This is a genomic window from Veillonella fallax (assembly GCF_020687175.1).
GTDB classification, from domain to species: domain Bacteria; phylum Bacillota; class Negativicutes; order Veillonellales; family Veillonellaceae; genus Veillonella; species Veillonella fallax.
In genome coordinates, this window is record NZ_JAJEQD010000022.1 from 1 (window position 1) to 22,471 (window position 22,471).

Here is a 22,471-nt window from a genome sequence, read left to right on the forward strand (position 1 = left end):
AAGGCTATATTTTGCCATAGAAAAACCGACCTCCTTAACGTTAAGATTTTTGGTCTAACATTAAGGGGTCGGTTCATACATTAGTTTTTAGTAAGGCTTTTGTGTTATTACTTTTCAACTGCTACTAGTCAGTGCACCTACGAAATCAGTATAGTAAAGGCATAACCATGTGTTGAGTGTGAAAGTAGATAGAGGTTGCTATGAATTCTATTCTATGTTGTCGTGATATACAGATTCGACAAGAGGTTCATAAACTAGGCGTATTAATTTTACTTTGGCGTAGACAATTGGGCATGACGCAGTATCAGTTGGCAGATAAGTCAGGTCTAGCCCAATCTTATATTAGTGATCTTGAAAGTGGTGCTATCGATCCGCGATGGTCCACTATTTATAGAGTTGTATCTGGATTAGGGCAGATGAGCGTACAAGATTTTCTAAATGGGCCACAAACCATTAGAACCCTAAGGATTCATTGATGATAATAATCTCCATGGTTTGCATGTTGCGCATCTTTTTGTAGTAAATTGTTAAAGCATTACAAATACGATCCGGAGAACCACAGTCATAACACTTTTCTTCTAATTTGGCACAAGGATTGAGGGAGCTTTTCTTATTCTTCTTGCTGTTTAGCGGTGCTGCTACATTTCGTGCTCGATAAATAGCAGATGCTAAGTCAGGGGTAATCTTGTTAGTGCCAAGCACAAAGAACACCTCTTGGGAACCAAATAGAGACGCTGCCACACGATTGCCTGTGCCGTCGATATTGACCATCTCGCCCGTTTGGGATAATGCATTTACAGAGGTGAGAAATACATCGCGCCCCATGGTGCGTAATGCAGTGTCGCGGAAGCTTTCACCAGGAAGGGGACGTTGGATATCTGTTATATCATCGTTAACCTCGGATAAAGCAGCATGTACATTGAGCTCTAATAAGGTGTGGGAATCACCGATAGCCACTCGTTTGTTCTGAATGCGAGACTGTAAATAATCAACAGCTTCTGCACCTGTTTCAAAATAATGAACTACGAAATTATTGCGCTCTAAAGCCTTAATTGTTCTCTTTATATCGATGGGAGCATCATTGATTTGGGGATTGATAACTGCGTTGATTGTCGTTTCTGTATTGGCCATGAGCCCTCCAAAAGTAGTTGTCTTAATTAGAACGTTAAAATTTGTGTCCTTACTGTTATTAAGTGGTTTATTACTATAATTGTAACGTTTTACATGGGTGTATTCAATTAACCGTTAATTGTAACGTTATGAGATTAACTTTTACCATTATCAAAATTATAGTATAAAAATTAGAATAATAGGCTTAGAAAATAAATTTTACTTTTACCTATAGGTTGAATTTGCTATAATAATAGTATTGATATGGCATAAGCCAATGTTAAGGAGGCAAAAATCGTGGATTTAATTCAAAAATTAAAAGACCAAGTAAAACCATTAGGTAAAAAAATCGTGTTGCCAGAATACAAAGATGAACGCGTATTGAAAGCAACTGAAATCATTTTGAAAGAAGGTTTCGTAACACCTGTACTCGTTGGTAACCCTGCAGAAATCGCTGAAGCTGCTAAAGCTGTTGGCGTATCCATCGAAGGTGCTGAAATCATCGATCCAGCTAACTACGATCGTTACCAAGAAATGGTTGATACATTCGTAGAATTGCGCGCTAAAAAAGGTATGACTCCTGAAAAAGCTGACGCAACTATGAAAGGTGACTGCTTATTCTTCGGCGCTATGCTCGTTCGCCTTGGCGCAGTAGATGGTATGGTTGCTGGTTCCGGTTGCCCAACTGCAAACGTATTGCGCGCAGCATTACAAGTTGTTGGTACAAAACCAGGTCTTAAAACTGTATCTTCTTCCATGTTCATGTTCACCAGCAAAAAAGAATATGGCGACGACGGTATGCTCGTATTCTCCGACTGCGGCGTATTGCCTAACCCAACTAGCGAACAATTGGCTGATATCGCAGAATCCACTGTAGAAAAAGCTCGCAAAGTTGTTGGCATGGCTGACCCTCGCGTATCCATGTTGTCCTTCTCCACTAAAGGTTCCGCTTCCACTCCAGAAGTAGACAAAGTAGTAGAAGCTGTTAACATCTTGAAAGAACGCAATGTTGACTTCAAATTCGACGGCGAATTGCAATTGGACGCTTCCATCGTTCCTTCCGTAGCAGAAAAGAAAGCTCCTGGCTCCAACGTAGCTGGTAAAGCTAACATCTTGATCTTCCCTGATCTTCAAGCTGCTAACATCGGTTACAAATTGGTACAACGCTTCTCCGGTGCTGATGCTCTTGGCCCATTGATTCAAGGCTTGGCTAAACCAGTTCATGACCTTTCTCGTGGTTGCTCCGCTCAAGACGTTGTAGACGTTGCAGCTATCGCTGCTGTTGAAAGCATCTAATTTCAACTACAACTTCATTTGAAACATTTCAATGAAATAGAAAAAGCTGATTCTTCGGGATCAGCTTTTTTGTTTGTATAAATCTATATAGAAGGTGTATGATTAGGTTAAATAAAGTTGATTAATGTGCTTAATCAATGTATTACGTAAATGCACTTGATACATACAAGTATCATTGTGTTTGGAGCCTTGAAAAGGAGAGGGCTATGATTTCTGTATTCGACGCAAATCCTGTTGTTTTTGAAGATACTGATCGTACATTGACGGTTAGTTATAATGGTGTACTCTGTAAAGATGCAAATGGTACTGTTACGACTGATATTGATTTTGATGACGTAAATGAGCTATATCTTACAAGATATTTAAATTCAAATAGTAACTATTCGATTATATTTAGAGACCATAATTGGAAAAACATAGAAGGTCAAGATTTAGATACTGACCGTAAAGGATCTAATGCTGGTCACAATATCCGCGAAACAAAAGCAATCATTGCTGCCTTTGCTCGCCATAAATTGACAGCGGATTTTCCTGCAAATTTAGATACCCTTCAATTGCCACTTGATTACTCCTACATGGGAAAACGAGAAATTACCATTAAAAATGGTGTTATCTCAAATGGTAAGGTAGATATCCCTATTAATGAAATTCGCCGCGTAGTATGTGCCTCTAATGGTACGATTAGCAAATTGTTAGTCTATAAGGAAGAAAAACCTAGCTCCTTCTTCAAAAAGATTTTCGACAAATGTGATATGAAAATCACGTTGAATGCCATTACCCTGCCATTATTAGAAGCCATCGTAACGCGCAATACAGGTCATGGTATCGATTTTAGTCGTGGTAATGGCTTTGATCAAAAGGACTCCAACTATATCATCATTCGTTACCTTGACTCTGGATTCTTCCTAGAAAAAGACGGTACAGCACCTACAGAGTGGCAAAAAACTGCGGCTGAGACTACAGCTAAATTTAATTACGATGTAAAAACATTATTAATATAATATTAGTTTTATTGTGAAAGTTAGGAGTTACTATGTCTGTATATCAATTTTCTCTGCCTAATAAGTCTGGTGAATTGCAATCGCTACAAAATTTTGAAGGCAAAGTTCTTATTGTTGTTAATACGGCAAGTAAGTGTGGATTTACTCACCAATATGAGGGGTTAGAGGCTCTTTATAAGAAATACAACGAACAAGGTTTAGAAATTATTGCGGTCCCTTCCAACCAGTTTGGCGAGGAAGAGCCTGGTTCTAATACCGAAATTCAATCCTTTTGCAAGGTAAATTATGGGGTTACTTTTACTGTGATGGGTAAATCTGATGTGCGTGATGAAAGTGCCTTGGATTTATTCAAATATATGATTAAAGAGCAACCATTTAAAGGGTTCCCGCCTAGTGATAAGACAGAAATGCTTACAGACTATCTCAATGGCATTGATCCTAACTATCTAAAGGACGATGAGGTAAAGTGGAACTTTACTAAGTTTGTTATAGATCGTAAAGGTAATGTGGTAGGGCGCTTTGAGCCTGTTGTAAAACCGATGGAAATGGAATCTTTTATTAAAACATTATTATGATTTTGGCAGACGACTAAATTTTAGGGAATAAGTGACATTGATTTATAATATCTCTTGCTTCTTAAAAGTGTTCGTTTAGTAGCGTACTTAGTATGGTAAAGAAAAGAACCGCTAGTTTTGTAACTAGCGGTTCTTTTGTGTATATAGTAATATTAGCGAACATAAATATTTGTACCCTAAAAAAAGATACCATAAAATGCTTGAAATAGTAAAAATATGTGATAACATTTGAATTATATTAGAGCGAAAAGGAGAATCACCATGGCAGAGCAACTCGTAAATGTTCATGATTTAGTGGGCCGCTGTCCCTATGCAACGAGCCAAAAGTTATTAGCCGGCAAATGGTCTTTATTGATCATGCACGAATTATCTGAAGGTCCTGTGCGCGTCCGTGAGTTAGAGCGCCGCTTATATCCAATTACGCAAGCCACTCTTACTAGAGCTCTGCGACAAATGGAGGATGACGGTTTAGTTCATCGTGAAGTATATGGTACTATTCCACCTAAGGTAGAATATAGCCTTACCGAAGTGGGGGCAGAGTTTAAAGCGGTTCTCGCATCTCTTGAAAAATGGGGGAACCAATATATCGACTATATGAAAGCCGCTGGCCGCATTTAAGAAGCGACAGCGGCATTTCTGCCCTTATATATGATATAAATAGCCATTTGTTTGTGCCATGTATTAAGAAAAATATGGTATAATAAACAATACGAATGATATAAATTCTCAATAAATGAGAGGTATTGATAATAATGTTGAATGTTACTTTTTTAGCGCATAGTGGCTTTCTTGTAGACGATGGTAAGCGTTGCTATGTGTTTGATTATTATAAAGATCCTAATAATATTGTTTGGCAATTAGCAAAGCGTGGCCGTGAGCTTTGGTTCTTTGTAAGCCATGTTCATGCAGATCATTTTAATCCATCCATTACAGAATTTGATGGTCCTCAAACACGCTACATTTGCCATCAAGATGTGCCCTTAGAGGGCAAGGTAAAGAAATGCATTACCATGCGCCCAGGTCATGATGCTACATTAGATGATGTAGGCATTCATATGTATGGTAGTACCGATGAAGGTGGTTCTTTCTACGTAAAGACAAATACGGCTAACATCGATTCTGATTCTATCTTCCACGCCGGTGACCTCAACTGGTGGCATTGGCTTGGTGATACGCCAGAGAATAATGCTTATGCAAAGCGCATGGCATGGCGTGAGTTCAAAGAATTAGACGGTTTGTCTGTCGATGTAGCGATGTTCCCTGTAGATAATCGTTTGGAAGACGCTATGGAGTGGGGCAGCATTGAGTTTTTACGCCGCGTAGAGGTGAAAAAAGCCTTTATTCCGATGCATCTAAATGGCCCACTATGGACGCCATCCGTGTATTTTAAAGCGCTCTTTGGTGATGTCCCTGTATGGGAACCTCAAAAAGAAGGCGATGAATGCACATTCTAAATATACTTTCACAGTTTGTAGTTCGTGAAAGTTCGTGGCCTCTATGGTCACTACGTTATATGGGGAGAGTCTATATACGTAATTCAGTAAGTTAGGATCAAGTGATGATGAAAACTAAACCAGTGGCAACCACCCTATTGGTTGTCATGGCTATTATATTTTTAATTTCATATCCACAACGGCAAGATATGTTTTGGGCATTTATCATGCACGTATCTGGGGCCGCTATGATCGGTGGCTTGGCGGATTGGTATGCGGTGACGGCTCTCTTTGCAAAACCTTTGGGGATACCTTTTAAGACTGCTATCTTACCACGCAGTAAGGAACGTCTTATACAAATGGGGCGTACCATGCTCAGTGAAGAACTATTGCGTGTGCCTCAAATGTACTATGCCATCAAAAAAGAACGGGTTATGGTCCGCATTATTGAATACGGCATGAGTGATGTAGGACAAGGCCAAATGCGGGATATTCTGTACGGTGTAGGCAATCAGGTCTTGTCCCATATGGACATTGAGCCGATGCGCCAGGAGATTAATAAGGCCATATACAAAGGCGTGACAAACTGGAAGGCGACACCGCTCGTTATTTTGTTTGGCCGCTGTATGTTAGAACGCCATACGGCGAGCATTTTCTGGCTATATTTTAACCGTACTTGTCAGCGCGTCATTGCATCGAATCAGGTATATCCGTACTTGTACCGCGTAATGCTAGACATTATGAAAACCTATACGAAGGACTCCTTCTTCCGTGAATTGGCCATTGCCTTTGGCGGTGATGGGCTTTCACCAGAACGATTAGTAGAAACGGTACAGAAAAAGGCGGTTCAATTCCTTAAGGATAATGAGTCCATCGACTCCGCTTTAGGTCGTTACGTATGGGGCCAAGCCATTCGTTTCTTCAATAATTTGGAAACCAATGCAGAGTGGCAAGCATTCATCGAAGAGCATAAGGATCAATGGATTAAGATGGTTCTTGAAGAATGGGAAGGCAAGCTCATCGACGGTGATACGGTGGACTGGAAACGACTCATGGACATCGTTATCGGCCGCTTTAATGTGCTCGGTACAGAGATTTTGCTGAACCCAGACAAGCAAGCACCGTTTGAACGATTCTTCTTGTTACGCAGCATTCCGTGGTTACAAAAATTAAACCCTCTCATCGATAAGGTGGTAGGACAAGAGTTATCTCGATATTCCCCTGATGAAATCACCCAAATTGTACGAGGCAAGATGTACTATGACCTTCAAATGGTCCGTATCAATGGTTCCCTCGTAGGGGCTGTTTTAGGTGGTATATTCTACGGTTTATATCTTTTGGTAGAGGGGGTGCTCAAATGATTCACTATTTGAAATCCCTCACTTTGCGGCAGCGTGCTAACGGCATTCTTGGTTTGACCGCCGTATTGTACTGTTTTGTTTTCATAGGCCAATTTTTCTATGGCCGTGAAAGCTGGTATCAGCCTCTTTATTGGGCTGTGCAGTCAGCACTTATCGGCAGTGTGGCAGACTGGTTTGCCGTAACTGCATTGTTCCGTAAGCCACTAGGTTTTCCGTATCATACAGCGTTAATTCCTCGTAATAAGGATCGCCTTATCAACGGTGTTATCAAGCTCGTTGAAACAAAGATGCTTACCAAGGAACGATGCAAAGTATTGTTGAGCAATGTTCAATTTGTACCATTGTTTGAAAAATTCTTGTTATCTCCAGAAGGGCAGCGGGCAGCGCGCCTTGTGATACATCAAGGGCTACATCTATTATGGAAATCTCAAACTAGTGAGGAATGGGCTCAATGGGGGGCAAAACGCATTCGTGGCTTGCTTCAAAAACATTCCCTAGTACCGGTTTTAAAACATGTATTGCTCGATTTGTGTGAACATAATCGCTATGAAGGCATGGTTGTACAGGTATTGAACGTAATTCAAGAACGTATCAACCATCCCGCTATGGTTACGTGGCTTACAGCGGTTGTAGCAGAAGAGGCTCATAAGAAAAAGCGAAAAGGATTCTGGTCTGATTTCCTCATCTCCATGTCTGAGGCCACAGATGTGGTGAACTACCAAGAGATGGCGCAAGCTATTGTTCAAGAGGCCTATGCTATGCTTGAAAATTGGAAACGCCCAAATAGTCCGGAACGGACTGCATGGCTTCGCCAATGGGTAGACCCAATTCGCCACATAGAAGAGAATCGCGAGGTTTGTGATGCTCTCGATGAAGCGTGGGAACGTTGGATTCGTGAACAAGATTGGGAATCTGTCATTGAAAACCATTTATGCCCTTATGTAGAGGAATTGTTACTCGTAGGGGATGAAAATGGAGAAACACCTGCACAAGTTCTTGTGAATATTGCTCTTGAATTGTGGACTGTATATGGTCAATCTGAAGATTTGAGAAACCGTATAGAAGATACATTGCACAATATTGGTATATATGTGCTTGAACAGGGGTATGACCTTATTGAAACCATCATACGCCAAGTTTTGGGCGGCCTTAGCACAGAGAAGTTTATTTACTTCATTGAATCTAAGGTAGAGGATGACCTCAGCTGGATCCGTATCAATGGTGCCATTGTTGGTGCTATTGCAGGTCTTGTTGTATGGACCTTCCTCGAATATGTGTATATGCCACTATGGCAACAATTCATAGGCTAAATAATTATATGCTTAATAATTAAGCGCTACATAATAAAAGGGACTGACCGTTGGTCAGTCCCTTTAGTTTATTCTTCTATTCTGTTGTACGGTAATCGTACGGTAAATGTAGTTCTTACTTGTGGTTCACTAGTAGCGGTTACTGTGCCGTGGTGCAAGTTAATAACCTTATTTACAAAGTATAAGCCAAGGCCAATACCGTGATTTGATTTCTTGTTTCGAGATTGCTCTGTTTGGTACATGCGATCCCAAATATGCTCAAGGTTTTCTGGCTCGATGCCGATGCCATTATCTGTTACCGTAATAACAAGTTCACCGCCGGCAAGCTTAGCGGAAATGTCGATAGTGGAATTCGTAAACTTGATAGCGTTATCTACCAAGTTCGTAATGGCACGACGTAAGGACACTTCATGGGCCACGATATGCATATTTGGTTGAATATTGGATGTAATGGAAATCCTTTTTTCTGTATTCTCTGCAACGAGTCGTGTATAGTCATGAACCATATTGGTTAACATCAATGATACATCTACAGGTGCTAAGTTGAGTTCATGCGCATTCTCTAGACGTGCTACATCGAGCAATTGACTTACGAGGTTAGTCATAAACTTGGCTTGTTCTAAGATATGTGTTAAGCCTTCTCGCAAATCGTCCTCTGTACGGCCATATTTTAAAGCGAATTCACTTTCTGCTTTGATAACAGCAATTGGTGTACGCAATTCATGAGATACGTCAGAACTAAACTGTTTCTCCCGATTAGAGGAGTCTTCCAGACCTGAAATCATGCGGTTGAATGTGGTGGTAAGCTCGTAGATTTCATCTCGCGCTGTGCGGGATGGAATATCAATACGGCGGCTCAAGTCATTGTTTTTGCCGATAACCTTAGCTGTTTTCGTCAAGGTTCGGACCGGCTTGAGGCCTTTCTTGATGAATAGATAACCACCTAGTGATGAAATCAACAAGAAGATAACATCACCTAATAATAAACTATATAGTAGGTTTTCTGTCTTTTTAGAGGCTGTTTTTACCTTTGTAACAGCACGCAAAATACCACGATAGTTTGGTTCGTTAACCGGCGTATCGTAGTAATAGAAGGTGTCGTCACCTACAGCAATTTCTCCAACCTGTCCTAAGGAGAGGACTGTTTGGTTTGGGAAACCGTCTGGTAAGGCGCCTTTAATAATATAGCCGTCTTGGGTGGAAACAAAGAAGAATGTATTATCTTGGTACGGTTTAAATTTGCGAATATCCGTAGCCATGATCATTGCTTGCTGCTGCAAGCGCTCACGTACTTCTTTGTTATCAGATTCGTGCGTATATGCATAAATCCATGCAGAGGCAACCATCAAAATGATGAGCAAAAAGATGGTATACCAAGACATAATTTTAAAAGTGAGGGGCAGCCGATTAAATAAATCGGTAGCTGCCCCAGACATGGTGTCTAGATCTCGGTGAGGATCATTAGTTTTCTGTTTTGAGGACATACCCTACTCCACGAACTGTTTGAATGAGTTTTACATTCTCATCAGTATCGATCTTTTTACGTAAATCTTTGATGTATACATCGATAAGATTAGAGTAGCTTTCATAGTCGTATTCCCAAACATGGTCAAGAATTTGTTGACGGGATAATACGATGTTTTCGTTACTTGCTAAATAGAATAGAAGGTCAAATTCTTTTGCAGTCAATGTGATTGTTTCACCATCGCGTTTAACGGTACGTTGAGGCACATTGATTGTAAGCGGACCTACGTGGATATCGTTTTGTGCATGGCGCGCATTACGACGAGCCAATGCATAAATACGAGCTGTTAATTCTTCAAGATCGAAAGGTTTTACAAGGTAATCGTCAGCGCCTGTGTTGAGGCCTGTAACTTTATCTTGCAAGGAATCTTTTGCAGTTAAAAGCAATACAGGTGTTGTATTGCCGTCGTTACGCATTTGTGCAAGAGCGCTAATGCCATCAAGAACTGGCATCATAATATCCATAACGATAACATCATAGCTGGATGTATTTACATAATCAATAGCTTGTTGACCATTGAAGCATGTGTCAACTGTCATATTCTCTGCACGCAAATATTTGGCGGTAATGCCATTCAGCATTTCTTCGTCTTCTACAAGTAAAATTTTCATTCTCTGTTCTCCTTATGTATGAGTTAAAAATATAGCTCTCCAACTACATTAATATAGTCATTATATATATATATGCTTTCATTTTGGTGAAAGCCACAACACCATATAGAGTTGACTATATATATAATATTATATAACTTATTTATCTATTATCATACCTTATACAACAGGAATGAGCAAAAGATGAATGTATATGCGAGTTTATAAGCCTGTTCTTCATGTTTTGAGAGCTTAAAAACGAAGAAAACTTGAAACTTAATGAATTCTGCTAATGAATGAAGATGAACTATATCGAAGATTGCCGTATGCGCATAGATGAACAGGATTTTGCCAATTTTAGCGAGTGTGAAAGAAATCACTAAAAAAACTTATGATAATAATTATCAGAGAGTTAAATACCAATAATAGCCGTAGAAATTTGATGATTTTCGATGATTAAAATCTAGGTAGTTTTAGTAGGAATTTAACGGATATTAATTATTATGAACAGTTTGGTAATCTTATAAAGTCAGTATTAATAAGACTTGTTAAGGGTCTAGCGGAAATAAAAATATACAAAAATTTCGGAACCGAATTACTTTCGTAATATCCTTAACTTCCTGTATGAAATATTCATAAATCTATTTTAAATGTTCATAAGTAAACAAGAAAAATACTAAGTGAAATAAATTATCAGTTAGATTAATCGAAATTAATTATGCATAATAGGGTTTAGACATCATACAAAATGCTCTCTATAATTATATGTAAAGCTATAAGAAAAGTCGCATAAGTATGGGGCTTTTCTTGAAAGAAAAATGATTAGGTTATCAAAAATTTTTATAAGTTTTTGAAATGAGATAGTCTAACAAGTTTTCTTATTAATAGGTAGTTATGAGGAGGTCATTATGGAACAGTTTGATGTTCTAGTAGTAGGTAGCGGTGGCGCTGGTCAACGCGCGGCTCTTGAAGTTGGTCGTCGCAAAGGCTTAAATGTAGCTCTTATTACTAAAATTTTCCCAACTCGCTCTGCAACAGCAATGGCGCAAGGCGGTGTAAATGCATGTTTGAACAACGTTGCAGCTGAAGACACAATCGAAACACATACTTTCGACACAGTAAAAGGTTCTGACTATCTTGGCGACCAAGATGCGATCGAATTCTTCTGCTCTCGTTGTCCAGAAGGCGTACTTGAAATGGACCACATGGGTGCTCCATTCTCCCGTACTCAAGAAAACAAAATTGCGCAACGTAACTTCGGTGGTCAATCCTATCCACGTACTTGCTACTCTGCGGATAAAACTGGTCACGTTATTTTGCACACAACTTACGAACAATGCTTGAAAGAAGGCGTACACTTCTTACAAGAATGGTACCTTTTAGATCTTGTTAAAGATGCAAACGGTCACGTTGGTGGCGCAGTTGTGTGGAACATGAAAGAAGGTCGCGTAGAACAAATTAAAGCAAAAGCTATTATCTTGTCTACTGGTGGTGCAGGCCGTATCTTCTGGACTCGTACTACAAACCCATTCCTTTCCACAGGCGATGGTATGGCAGCAGCATTCCGCGCGGGTAATGCATTGAAAGATATGGAAATGATTCAATTCCATCCAACTGGTCTTGGTCGTACTGGTATCTTGATGTCTGAAGCGGTTCGTGGTGAAGGTGGTTACCTTCTTAACGCTGAAGGCGAACGTTTCATGAAAAAATATGCGCCTAACAAAATGGAATTAGCATCCCGTGACGTTGTAGCGAAAGCAATCGAAGATGAAATCGCTGCAGGTCGTGGTTTCGGTTCTGGTCTTAACGCATACGTAGTAGCTGACCTTCGTCACTTAGGCCCTGAAGTTATCATCGAAAAACTTCATGGTATTCGTGACTTGGCTATGTGCTTCGAACATTGCGATCCATTAGTACAACCAGTACCTATTCGTCCTACATGTCACTATACAATGGGCGGTATCGACGTAGTAGATTACAAAACTTGTGCATGTGAATTGCCTGGTTTGTTCTCCTCCGGCGAAGCTTCTTGTATCTCTATCCACGGTGCTAACCGTTTAGGTGGTAACTCCTTGGCAGACGGCGTAGTATTCGGTAAAGTATCCGGTGCTGGTGCAGCTGACTATGCTGAAACACATGAACAACCTAACGTAGATGCAGAATTAGCTGCAGCTGCAAAAGCTTGGGAAGCTAAATTCACTGAAGTAACAACTCGTGAAGGCGGTCGTCCAGTAGTTGAAATCCGCGATGCATTGGCTGATGCAATGTGGAACAAAGTAGGTATCTTCCGTAATGAAGAAGGTATTACTGAAGCATTAAAAGAAATCGATCAATTGATTGAAGATTACAAAACTTGTTATGTAGGTGACCCTGAACGTACTTACAACATGGCATTCGTTAACTATTGTGAAATCGGTTCCATGTTAACAGTAGCTAAAGCTATTGCTATGGGCGCTTTACACCGTCGTGAATCTCGTGGTGCTCATATCCGTGAAGACCATCCAAAACGTAATGATGAAAGATACTTAAAACACTCTTTGATCAAATTGGGTGCTAACGGCGAGTACGAATTGACTGAACGCGACGTAGTGTTCACTAAATACGAACCACAAGAAAGGAAGTACTAAGATGAGACAAATCACCTACCATATTCACCGTTACCAACAAGGTCGCGCGTTTGTACAGACTTTCAAATTCGACTATGAAGCTGACCGTACAATTCTTTGGGGCCTTCAAAAAATTAAAGATACTCAAGATCCAACTTTAACATTCTTGGCAGCTTGCCGTTCCGCAGTTTGCGGCGCTTGCTCCATTCGCGTAAATGGCGAAGCAATGCTTGGTTGCGAAGCTAAAATCGACGAATTAACAGAACGTTATGGTACTGATGAATTGACAATTGCACCTATCGGCAACTTCCGCGTTATCCGTGACTTAGTTGTTGACTGGGAAGCAAAAGTTGATCGTTTGAAAACAGTTGCTCCTTGGATTTTCCTTAAAGCAGAATTCAACGAAGGTGACAAAATCGTTCGCCAAACTCCAGCTGACTTCAAAAAATTCGTTGCTGGTACAGAATGTATCCTTTGTGGTTGCTGCGCATCTGAATGTAACAAATTGACTGCACGTCAAGATGACTTCTTAGAACCATATGTATTCACAAAAGCTAACCGTTTCGTATTGGATAGCCGTGATGATGCACCTATGGCTCACATTCAACCTGCATTCGACAACGGTCTTTGGAAATGCGTTCACTGCATGAACTGTATCTCCCGTTGCCCTAAACACTTAAAACCTGCTCAAGATATTTCCAACTTGCGTAAAGAAGCTACAAAAGCTGGTCTTACTAACAGCAAAGGCGTTCGCCATGCAGTTGCTTTCAAAGACGATCTCTACAAAACTGGTCGCTTGAAAGAAGTTTCTATGAGCTTGAAATCTGATGGTGTTGTTGATTCCGCTAAACAAGCATTCTATGCTTTACGTTTGTGGAAACACAGCAAAATCAATCCATTCGAACTTGTAGTACCTCAAAAACCTGTAAATGGTATTGATGGTGTTCGCAGACTTATGAAAGCAGCTGAGGAGGTAAGCAAATAATGAAATACGCATTTTTCCCAGGTTGCGTTCTTGAAAGCGCTGCCAAAGAAGACTACTTAGCAACAGTTGCTGTAGCTAAAAAATTAGGCATCGAGTTGGAAGAACTTGACGGTTGGACTTGCTGCGGCGCGTCCCACGTTCAAGACATCGCTCCAGAAATTACACTTGCTACAAATGCTCGTAACATTGCATTGGCGGAAGAAAAAGGTTTGAACCTTTTAACTGTATGTAACACTTGTACTTTGATGCTTCGTGAAGCTAAAAACGAGCTTGATAACAACGAAAAAGAAAAGAACGAAGTTAACAAAAAATTAGCTCAAATCGGTAAACAATACCGCGGTACAACTGATATTACTCATTTCTTATGGGTATTGATCCGCGATTACGGTTTGGATAAATTGAAAGCTAAAGTTGTTAAACCTTTAACTGGTTTACGTGTAGCTGAATACTATGGTTGCCATATTCTTCGCCCTCAAACTGAATTGGGCTTCGAAGATTATCAAATGCCTACATCCTTAGCAGATTTGATCTCTGCTATCGGTGCTACACCAATCGACTTCTCCCGTAAACTTGATTGCTGCGGTTTCCATGCTGTATACCCTGCACATGATTCCGTAATGCAAATGACTGGCTCCATCAACAAAGATGCAGCTACAGAAGGCGCAGATTGCGTAGTAACTCCTTGCCCACTTTGCCAAATGCAACTTGATATGTTCCAAAAAGAAGCAAAAGAAGTTGTTGGCGGTGGCAAAGATATGCCAATCTTGCACATGTCCCAATTAGTGGGTCTTGCTCTTGGCATCTCCCCTGAAGAAATGGGCATGCCTAAACGTCACTTAACTGATACTGCAGCAGTGACTAAATTCGTTGGTTAATTCGTTTGATTTAGACATGACCTCAGTTGGTCCTCGTACTGTCTTAAATCTAAACCTATTATCATAATTACCAGAAGAACCCCCTAGCTTAGGCTAGGGGGTTTTTCTTTTGATATCAGGTCATAATTGTAGTATAATAAAAACATTAATTGTATACACTTATATGAGTAACAACTAATGTGTTGTTACTTTTAATTAATTATAGAGATATATAATCTATTTGAATAAGAATGGATATGAACAAATATGAGGCTATGTGTAATGAGTGCACTTACTTAGCCTAGATGGAGAGTTTTGTATTCAATAATTTAGATTCTGTATAAATGGGAGTATTAGTGTTGTAGAGTGTTATACAAGTGGAGGCCATAATGAATGATATGTTATTAGAATATATCGATCGCATGATTGATCAAGAGAAAGACCATCGTGTTTTTCCTGTAGAGTTTAACGATAAAACCTATTATGTAAAGCAAGATATCAGTAATCGCCGCTCTAGTTGGATTAAACCATCTCCTAGAGCTGCCTTTGATTATGAGTTCTATAAAATATCCTTTATAAATACACAGCTACCTGTAGCGCCTGTCATAGCTGGATTTAGAGAGCATTATTTCGTTACAGAAGGATCTGGTAAAACATTAACCTATTATAGCGAATTGCCGGCTCAACATCCTGATGATGATAGCTTACAAGATATGGTGACTCATATCTTCTATATCTTTGGTAAAACATTGGGACAACTCCATGACTATGGTTTATCTCATGGGCGCCCTGCCATGAGAGATATTACCTATGATCCTGATACAGATAAGATTACTTTGTTAGATTGGGAAAATGGCCGTCGTTGGCCTGAATTAACAGCGCAAGGTTGGGATTTGCTGATCTTCGTTCACAGCTACTTGCGTGAAGATAATTTGCCGATTTCTTACCTATATGCCATGATGAATGGTTATAGCTCTGCTCGTACGGCTCGAGATACTGTATTACATGTGAAAGATGTTTTACGTAAACACGAATGTCTCTTTAAATTCTGTCGTATGTTAAATCCATTACACTTTGTGGATACAGAAGCAGCCGTTAAAGCCTATGACTTTATGTTGGCATTGAAAACTGAATAGTGTTGAACTTAAGCGGTTTAACATACCAGTACTATTTTTAATGGCGCTTTATAGTACTCATAGATCTTATAGACCTTTACGGTTCCTATATATAACTAGGAATTGGTAAAGGTCTTTTTGTATTTATAAGGACCTTATTGCTTTAATACTGCTGTAAGCTTAATGAAATATATGTCATTGCTTTTGAATCTATATAGCTGCTATAAGAAGTATATAGTTACCGCTATAAGTACAGAGTTAGAGTCGTAGTTCCCAGACTTTCACAATGATTACCATAATTACTCTAGAGGGGGTTGTCGAAGGAGGACCTCAGGAATATAAGAGGGTGAAAGGAGGTGATACGATGGCTAACATTAAACGCACTAAATTGGTGTTGCGTTTTAACATCGGTACCGAAGATGCGCCGAAGTACAAAGACGTAACCTATACTCGTGTTGCAGAAGAAGCGTCCGACGATAATGTAAAAACCGTTGGTAATGCGCTGGCAGCCTTGTATGACCACAGCTTGTCCGACGTGGTCCGCGTCAATGAAGTATCCTTAGGACATTAATTGAATCTCATCTATTCGTTTTTTAGGTGATCCAAACACATCCTAAATTGCTGATTTCATACATCCTTACATGGTCGTAAAAGGGTGTAGCAATCGCAAGTCCACACATTCCCATCCTTATTGATATGAATCATAGATAGATATATTTAATCTAAGTGTAATTAGTGTAATTACAGAATTCCAGAATTACAGAGATCATCCTATACTATCTATATTCGAGAACTTGTTTATGAAACGTGAAAGGAGGCGCCCACATGGCGGAAAAACGCGTTGTATATCTTACATTTTCTACGGTCGGTGGTAAAAGCACATCAGTCACAATTAGTGCTCCTCGTGCTGGAATTACTTTACAAGATGCTAAAACAGCGGCTAATGCGCTAGTAGCTAACAAAGTAATTCTTGGTTCTGGTGATGCAGAACTTGCTGCATTTACTACGGCTCGTGAAGTAACAACTCAAACTACTGAATTGCAATAATCGTATACAGTTAAATGGTAAAAAGGCTTTCACCTGTGGTGAGGGCCTTTTTATTATGGTAAAATATAAGATATACCGAATAGGTATGGTAATGATGAAAATACTATGCCCAAAAATTTGTGCATAATGGACCCATATGGGGATTAAAAAGGGGTAAAACAGTGGAATATATCATTTCATTTATGGAAACGTATGGCTATGGAGCCATGTTTATTGCAATGGTTTTAGAAAATGCTAACATTCCTATTCCTAGTGAAATCGTCTTAGGTTTTGCAGGCTATCTGATTGCTCAGGGCGTATTTGATTTACATACGACTATGGTTGTAGGTATTTTAGCAGGGATTGTAGGCTCTATCTTATCTTACTGGATGGGTGAGTATGGCGGACGTCCATTTCTTTTGAAATACGGTAAATACATATTCTTTAATGAACATAAATTTGAACTCGCTGAAAAGATGTTTAATAAGTATGGTGGCGCCGCGGTGTTCTTTGGCCGTTTGTTGCCAGGTGTTCGTACATTTATTTCTTTCCCAGCTGGCATGGCTCGTTATCCTATGTGGCATTTTGTCATTTGGACTGTACTAGGCACGATTCCTTGGACAATCCTTCTTGTTTACTTGGGTAAAGTGCTCGGTGAAAATTGGAAGGATCTTATCCAATACAATCATGAATTCTTGATTGTTATGATTGTTGTATTCGTTATTATAGCGGCTGTATTGGGCTTTAAATACTATCGCAATCGCCGATAAGGAGGCCCTTATGAAACTTTCACGATTAACGCCAGTCGTATTTATTGTATGGCTTGTTTTTTATCTGTTTGGCAATAATATGTTGCCTGTTACGGATCCTGTGGAATCTAACTATGCGTTAACTGCTAAGGAAATGGTTCTCTCTGGAGATTGGTTGTCACCTCAAATTTACGGCACCTATTGGTACGATAAACCAATTATGATTTATTGGCTCATTGCCCTTGGATTTAAAATCTTTGGTATCGCCGATTGGGTGGTTCGTTTACCAAGTGCTATCTTTGGTGCTTTATCTGTAGCGACTATGTACCAATCGATGCGTACTATGAGCGGCAAGTGGGCCCTAGGCTTAATTGGGGCCGGTGTTCTTGGTACATCTCTCATGTTCTGGACCGTAGCTCATGGAGTTATTACGGACATGGTGCTACTTTATACGACGATCATGGTCATGATTTATTCCTATAAGGGGATGGTGGAACAGAAACCACATGCTATGATTGTGGCCTATATCTTTGCAGCCCTCGGGGTGCTCACAAAGGGGCCTGTAGCACTCGTTTTGCCCGGTATGATTTTACTCGTTTTTGCCGGTATCAATCGCTCTTGGTCGATGGTGAAAGCTATCTTTGACTGGCGTGGCATCCTTGCCTTTTGTGTAGTCTGCTTGCCGTGGTATGTGTATATGTATAGCGTTCACGGTCAGGATTTTATCAATGGATTCCTAGGGCTACACAATGTAACACGGGCCACTCAATCCGAACATCCTGAAGATAATGTATGGTGGTATTACATCGCCATCTTCCTAGGTGCATCTATGCCATGGACCGGTGCTGTTATCTACGGTATTATTGATGGCTTAAAACAACAACATACCGGTTTTATCTATAATATGACTTGGGGCGTAGGCATTCTTTTATTCTATACCTTAATGGCTACAAAATATCCTTTATATACATTCGTCAGCTTAGTTCCATTTAGTGCTATTGGTGCTATGGGCGTTATGAAGATTATACGTAAAGGTAAATCGAGAGCTATAAAATGGGTTATTATGGGGCCTACATTACTCTTATGGATCGCTTACGTTGCGGGCTCATTCTTCGCACCGTGGGGCTTCTATTTCTTGCTCTATGTTGTGGTGGCTGTAGCCGTACTCCTTTTATTCCACGCATGGTATACGAAAAAAGGGTATCGCCTTGTTAGTATTATTGTCCTAGGTACTATGGTTATTTCCTCCATCGTTGTTGTGGAAGGTTTAGAACCATTTGTAAAACAGCGTAGTAATATTGATGTAGTGCCTGTTGTAGACTCTTATGATGGTGATATCTATTACTACAACGGGTATAGTACAGCTGCTGTATACTATACAGGTCATAAGATTATTAAGATTAACGGTGATGAAAGTCGCTGGGACGATCGGGATAAATTGAAAAAGCGCAGTGCTGAATGGTCCAAGAAATATCTTATGGAACAAGTTAACGAAGAGGAGTTTAACAAGATTATCGCATCTGGTAAACCTGTGATGTTAATCGTTCCAAAAGGAGAGATTAAGCACTTCCGTCAATCTTCTATTTATCCAAATGTATCTGAATCTAGCGAAGCAGGTACATCCGAGGTATATGTATTAAATAAAAAGACTTTGTTCAAGTAAATATATACATATGCGATATCAGTAAATATATAGAGTATAACTAAATATATATGAAATAACTTAATACAATGTGTGAATAGACGCATATAGAAACAGGTAGTATCTGATGGATACTACCTGTTTTGTATTTCGTGAGTATCTTTTGTTTGTTTTGCCACTAGCTAGTAGCTACTATGCTTATTGTTATATGTGTAGTGGAGTGCCTATATTGATACTTTTCGCGCCTAAATAATAATACCTACAATATTACTGTGTTTTATTGACAGAATTAATACATATTGTTATAGTGGGGTATAAATAAAGTTTGAAAACGAGGTGTTCTAAAACCATATTTCATCTAGGTTTTAGAAATGTGCGAAAAATGACATGTGTCAAAAACGCCCCTTGTTATGAGGTAGAAAGAGGGGAAGTTATGAAGAAGACTTGGTATCTAATCATCGGAGTGGTTCTCTTGGTTATTGGCTGCATAGCCTATGGTTATTATGAACACCATAAACCAAAGACGGCACAAGAATTAAAGACTGTACGCGTAGCCTATTTACCAATTACTCATGCATTGCCAGTATTCGCTACAAAAGAGTTGGAAACGGCAGATGGTCCTGTACATGTAGAGCTTGTTAAATATGGATCTTGGCCAGAGCTTATGGATGCGTTAAATACTGGTAAGGTAGATGCCGCAGCTGTTCTTGTTGAACTTGGTGTAAAGGCTCGTGAACAAGGCATTGATGTTCGTGCTGCTGCTCTTGGTCATACAGAAGGTAATATTATCATCGTAAATAAGGATATTAACTCCGTTCAAGACTTAAAAGGCAAATCCTTTGCTATCCCTCATAAACAATCTACTCAAAAAATTCTCGTGGATTGCATGCTTGAAGAAGCGGGTCTTTCTGAAAAAGATGTACAAATCGTAGAAATGAGCCCTCCAGAAATGCCTTCTGCTCTATCGGTAGGACAAATTGCTGGGTATAGTGTTGCCGAACCATTTGGTTCTCTAGCCATTGAAATGGGAACTGGGAAGGTCTTCGAAGATCCTGACCATCTCTGGCATGATAATATTTGCTGTGCTCTTGTGTTTAATGGTCAATTCGTCGATGAACATCATGACTTGGCAAAAGCTTTCACAAAAGCCTATCTTGATGCAGGTGAATACCTAGATGAGCATCCAAAGGCACAAGAAGAGATTTCCTTAAAGTACATGAAGTTTAATGACCCAGTTATTGAACGTTCCCTCAAGGTGATTGGGTTTAAAGATTTAGCCCTTACAGAGGACCGTTATAATGCGCTTGTGCATCACATGACACATATTGATTTAATCAAAAAAGTGCCGGCCTATTCAGAGTTTGTAGATCAATCATTGTTACCATAGGAGGGGGACCATGAAGAAATATACATATGTGCCAGGTTCATTTATCGCAGCTTGGCTAATTTGGGAGTTAATCGTTTGCCTCGGCGGTTTTAATGAAGCGCTATTGCCAACGCCGTATAAGGTGTTGGTCGGCTTTGGTGAACTCATTGGAGACGGTGTCCTCTTTAAGGATATTGCAGATAGTTTAGTACGGTTCTTCATTGGTTACATCATTTCTGTTGTGGCTGGTGTATTCTTCGGCCTTATCTTGGGGTGGTATAAGGGGATTTGGAACTACATCAATCCAATCGTTCAAGTCATTCGACCAATTTCTCCTGTGGCGTGGTTGCCCTTTATCGTTCTCTTCTTCGGTATCGGCCAAGCACCAGCTATCGTTATCATCTTTATCGCAGCATTCTTCCCGGTACTATTGTCCACCGTGTCTGCTATTCAAAATATTGACCCTGTGTACATCAAGGTAGCGCGCAACTTTGGCATTAAACAGCCTGAACTGTTATTTAAAATCGTGTTGCCTGCCGTATTCCCTGGCATCGCATCTGGTCTTCACATTGCCCTTGGTACGGCGTGGATTTTCCTTGTAACAGGCGAAATGGTAGGCTCCCAAACAGGTCTTGGCTTCCTCATCATCGATATGAGAAATAACTTGCGTAACGACCTATTGATGGTAGCCATCTTGACCATCGGTTTCGTTGGGCTTTTACTCGATTGGGGCGTATCCCTCATCGAAAAATGGATTTACAAACGTTGGGGTATTGAGAAATAGGAGGTGGCCTCATGGGTTACATTTCAGTGCGCAATGCACACAAGGAATTTATGAAAGATGGGGAACCACTCACCATTCTTGAAGATATTAATTTAGATATTGAAAAGGGCGAGTTTATTTGTCTCTTAGGTCCTTCTGGTTCTGGTAAAAGTACGTTATTAAATGCCATGGCGGGCTTTGAGCTCGTTACATCTGGTTCTATTACAATCGACGGCGAAGAGGTGAAAGCCCCTCAGCTCAGATATGTAACGGTATTCCAAAACTATGGCTTGTTGCCATGGCGTACAGTAGAAAGCAATATTGAGCTTGGCCTTGAAAGTAAAAAGGTGCCTAAAGAGGAGCGTCCTGCTATCATCGACAAATACGTTAAGATGGTAGGCCTTGACCATGCCCGTAATCGCTATCCTGCAGAACTATCTGGGGGCATGCAACAACGTGTATCCATCGCTCGTGCACTAGCTGTTGATCCAGATATTATCTTCATGGACGAACCATTAGGCGCACTTGATGCACTAACACGTATCAACTTGCAAGACGAAATCTCTCGTATCTGCCGTGAAGAAGGCAAGACGGTTGTATTCGTTACCCACGACATTGAAGAAGCCGTAGTTCTAGCGGACCGCGTTGTAGTACTAGCAGCAAACCCAGGTCGAGTACAAACTATTATCCCTGTAAACATCATCGATAGAACCGACCGTACATCGCCGAACTTTGTTAATATACGGAACCACATCTTCGAACAATTCCAATTGGCAAAAGAAGACAAAATCGAGTTCTATATTTAGTTTTATATATCAGTTATATACATCTCAAAATAAACACTCAAGAACTTTTCTGCTTGGGTGTTTTATAATGGACAAAATTCTAAAATAATGTATACTATAAGTAGCTAAAGATTGTAAGTGCTCCACTGAGTGCACAAAAGAAACCACCTAGGGACTGCGACATACCTAGGTGGTTTCTTTAATTATAATGGACAAAATTCTAAAATAATGTATACTATAAGTAGCTGAAGGATTATAAGAATTCACTGTTAGCACAAAAAAAACTCCCTCAAGAACCGCGAAATGAACCGACCCCTTAATGTTAGACCAAAAATCTTAACGTTAAGGAGGTCGGTTTTTCTATGGCAAAATATAGCCT

At 40.0% G+C, this 22,471-nt stretch carries 22 protein-coding genes; 19 read left to right on the top strand and 3 right to left on the bottom strand.

The window, feature by feature from the left end:
• The first annotated feature begins 200 nt into the window (after positions 1-200).
• Entirely contained in the window at positions 201-476 is a 276-nt protein-coding gene (locus LKD20_RS08765) for a helix-turn-helix domain-containing protein (RefSeq protein ID WP_039968859.1), read from the top strand.
• Here the strand turns inward: LKD20_RS08765 and LKD20_RS08770 are convergent.
• Positions 454-1,131 (bottom strand): lactate utilization protein, encoded by a 678-nt coding sequence (locus LKD20_RS08770; protein WP_227721519.1) that lies wholly within the window; start codon positions 1,129-1,131, stop codon positions 454-456. The genes LKD20_RS08765 and LKD20_RS08770 overlap by 23 nt on opposite strands.
• Positions 1,132-1,407: 276 nt before the next feature.
• Between LKD20_RS08770 and pta the strand changes: the two genes are divergently transcribed.
• The 7 genes from pta (at position 1,408) to LKD20_RS08805 (ending at position 8,086) form a co-directional block, all read left to right on the top strand.
• Complete coding sequence (pta, locus tag LKD20_RS08775; RefSeq protein WP_119207069.1) at positions 1,408-2,406, top strand: phosphate acetyltransferase; 999 nt, start codon at positions 1,408-1,410, stop codon at positions 2,404-2,406.
• Positions 2,407-2,612: 206 nt separating this feature from the next.
• Positions 2,613-3,407 carry a hypothetical protein gene (locus LKD20_RS08780; RefSeq protein ID WP_227721520.1) on the top strand — a complete coding sequence of 265 codons (795 nt, stop codon included), beginning with the start codon at positions 2,613-2,615 and terminating at the stop codon, positions 3,405-3,407.
• 32 nt (positions 3,408-3,439) lie between these two features.
• Complete coding sequence (locus LKD20_RS08785) at positions 3,440-3,982, top strand: glutathione peroxidase (RefSeq protein WP_005385076.1); 543 nt, start codon at positions 3,440-3,442, stop codon at positions 3,980-3,982.
• Positions 3,983-4,243: 261 nt separating this feature from the next.
• Entirely contained in the window at positions 4,244-4,600 is a 357-nt protein-coding gene (locus LKD20_RS08790; protein ID WP_227721521.1) for a winged helix-turn-helix transcriptional regulator, read from the top strand.
• A gap of 134 nt (positions 4,601-4,734) precedes the next feature.
• A complete protein-coding gene (locus LKD20_RS08795; protein WP_227721522.1) occupies positions 4,735-5,436 on the top strand; it encodes an MBL fold metallo-hydrolase in 702 nt (233 codons plus the stop codon).
• Between the two features lie 104 nt (positions 5,437-5,540).
• Complete coding sequence (locus tag LKD20_RS08800; RefSeq protein WP_227721523.1) at positions 5,541-6,776, top strand: DUF445 family protein; 1,236 nt, start codon at positions 5,541-5,543, stop codon at positions 6,774-6,776.
• On the top strand, positions 6,773-8,086 hold the full coding sequence (locus LKD20_RS08805; RefSeq protein WP_227721524.1) for a DUF445 domain-containing protein: 1,314 nt from the start codon (positions 6,773-6,775) through the stop codon (positions 8,084-8,086). Before LKD20_RS08800 ends, LKD20_RS08805 begins: the two co-directional genes overlap by 4 nt.
• Before the next feature lie 68 nt (positions 8,087-8,154).
• Here LKD20_RS08805 and LKD20_RS08810 read toward each other — a convergent pair whose 3' ends face one another.
• Both LKD20_RS08810 and LKD20_RS08815 read right to left on the bottom strand, forming a co-directional pair.
• Positions 8,155-9,570 carry a sensor histidine kinase gene (locus LKD20_RS08810; RefSeq protein WP_227721525.1) on the bottom strand — a complete coding sequence of 472 codons (1,416 nt, stop codon included), beginning with the start codon at positions 9,568-9,570 and terminating at the stop codon, positions 8,155-8,157.
• On the bottom strand, positions 9,548-10,222 hold the full coding sequence (locus LKD20_RS08815; RefSeq protein WP_005385087.1) for a response regulator transcription factor: 675 nt from the start codon (positions 10,220-10,222) through the stop codon (positions 9,548-9,550). Before LKD20_RS08815 ends, LKD20_RS08810 begins: the two co-directional genes overlap by 23 nt.
• 887 nt (positions 10,223-11,109) lie before the next feature.
• On the opposite strand from LKD20_RS08815, the gene LKD20_RS08820 reads away from it, so the two are divergent.
• The 11 genes from LKD20_RS08820 (at position 11,110) to LKD20_RS08870 (ending at position 22,113) form a co-directional block, all read left to right on the top strand.
• Positions 11,110-12,828 (top strand): FAD-binding protein, encoded by a 1,719-nt coding sequence (locus LKD20_RS08820; protein WP_227721526.1) that lies wholly within the window; start codon positions 11,110-11,112, stop codon positions 12,826-12,828.
• A 1-nt stretch (position 12,829) separates the two neighbouring features.
• Positions 12,830-13,792 (top strand): succinate dehydrogenase/fumarate reductase iron-sulfur subunit, encoded by a 963-nt coding sequence (locus LKD20_RS08825; RefSeq protein WP_005385096.1) that lies wholly within the window; start codon positions 12,830-12,832, stop codon positions 13,790-13,792.
• Positions 13,792-14,667, top strand: a complete 876-nt coding sequence (locus tag LKD20_RS08830) for a CoB--CoM heterodisulfide reductase iron-sulfur subunit B family protein (protein ID WP_005385098.1) — start codon at positions 13,792-13,794, stop codon at positions 14,665-14,667. Before LKD20_RS08825 ends, LKD20_RS08830 begins: the two co-directional genes overlap by 1 nt.
• Before the next feature lie 368 nt (positions 14,668-15,035).
• A complete protein-coding gene (locus LKD20_RS08835) occupies positions 15,036-15,782 on the top strand; it encodes a BUD32 family EKC/KEOPS complex subunit (protein ID WP_227721527.1) in 747 nt (248 codons plus the stop codon).
• 343 nt (positions 15,783-16,125) lie between these two features.
• Positions 16,126-16,332 carry a DUF1659 domain-containing protein gene (locus LKD20_RS08840; RefSeq protein WP_009352393.1) on the top strand — a complete coding sequence of 69 codons (207 nt, stop codon included), beginning with the start codon at positions 16,126-16,128 and terminating at the stop codon, positions 16,330-16,332.
• Positions 16,333-16,586: 254 nt separating this feature from the next.
• Positions 16,587-16,808 carry a DUF2922 domain-containing protein gene (locus LKD20_RS08845; protein ID WP_009352278.1) on the top strand — a complete coding sequence of 74 codons (222 nt, stop codon included), beginning with the start codon at positions 16,587-16,589 and terminating at the stop codon, positions 16,806-16,808.
• A 161-nt stretch (positions 16,809-16,969) separates the two neighbouring features.
• Positions 16,970-17,557: a DedA family protein gene (locus LKD20_RS08850; protein WP_227721528.1), complete on the top strand. Its 588-nt coding sequence runs from the start codon at positions 16,970-16,972 to the stop codon at positions 17,555-17,557.
• A 10-nt stretch (positions 17,558-17,567) separates the two neighbouring features.
• The gene (locus LKD20_RS08855) at positions 17,568-19,199 is read left to right on the top strand and encodes an ArnT family glycosyltransferase (RefSeq protein ID WP_227721529.1); all 1,632 of its coding nucleotides are present in this window, start codon (positions 17,568-17,570) and stop codon (positions 19,197-19,199) included.
• 412 nt (positions 19,200-19,611) lie between these two features.
• The gene (locus LKD20_RS08860) at positions 19,612-20,565 is read left to right on the top strand and encodes an ABC transporter substrate-binding protein (protein ID WP_105089875.1); all 954 of its coding nucleotides are present in this window, start codon (positions 19,612-19,614) and stop codon (positions 20,563-20,565) included.
• Positions 20,566-20,575: 10 nt separating this feature from the next.
• A complete protein-coding gene (locus LKD20_RS08865) occupies positions 20,576-21,328 on the top strand; it encodes an ABC transporter permease (protein ID WP_005381247.1) in 753 nt (250 codons plus the stop codon).
• 11 nt (positions 21,329-21,339) lie between these two features.
• Entirely contained in the window at positions 21,340-22,113 is a 774-nt protein-coding gene (locus LKD20_RS08870; protein WP_105089874.1) for an ABC transporter ATP-binding protein, read from the top strand.
• Positions 22,114-22,471: the final 358 nt, after the last annotated feature.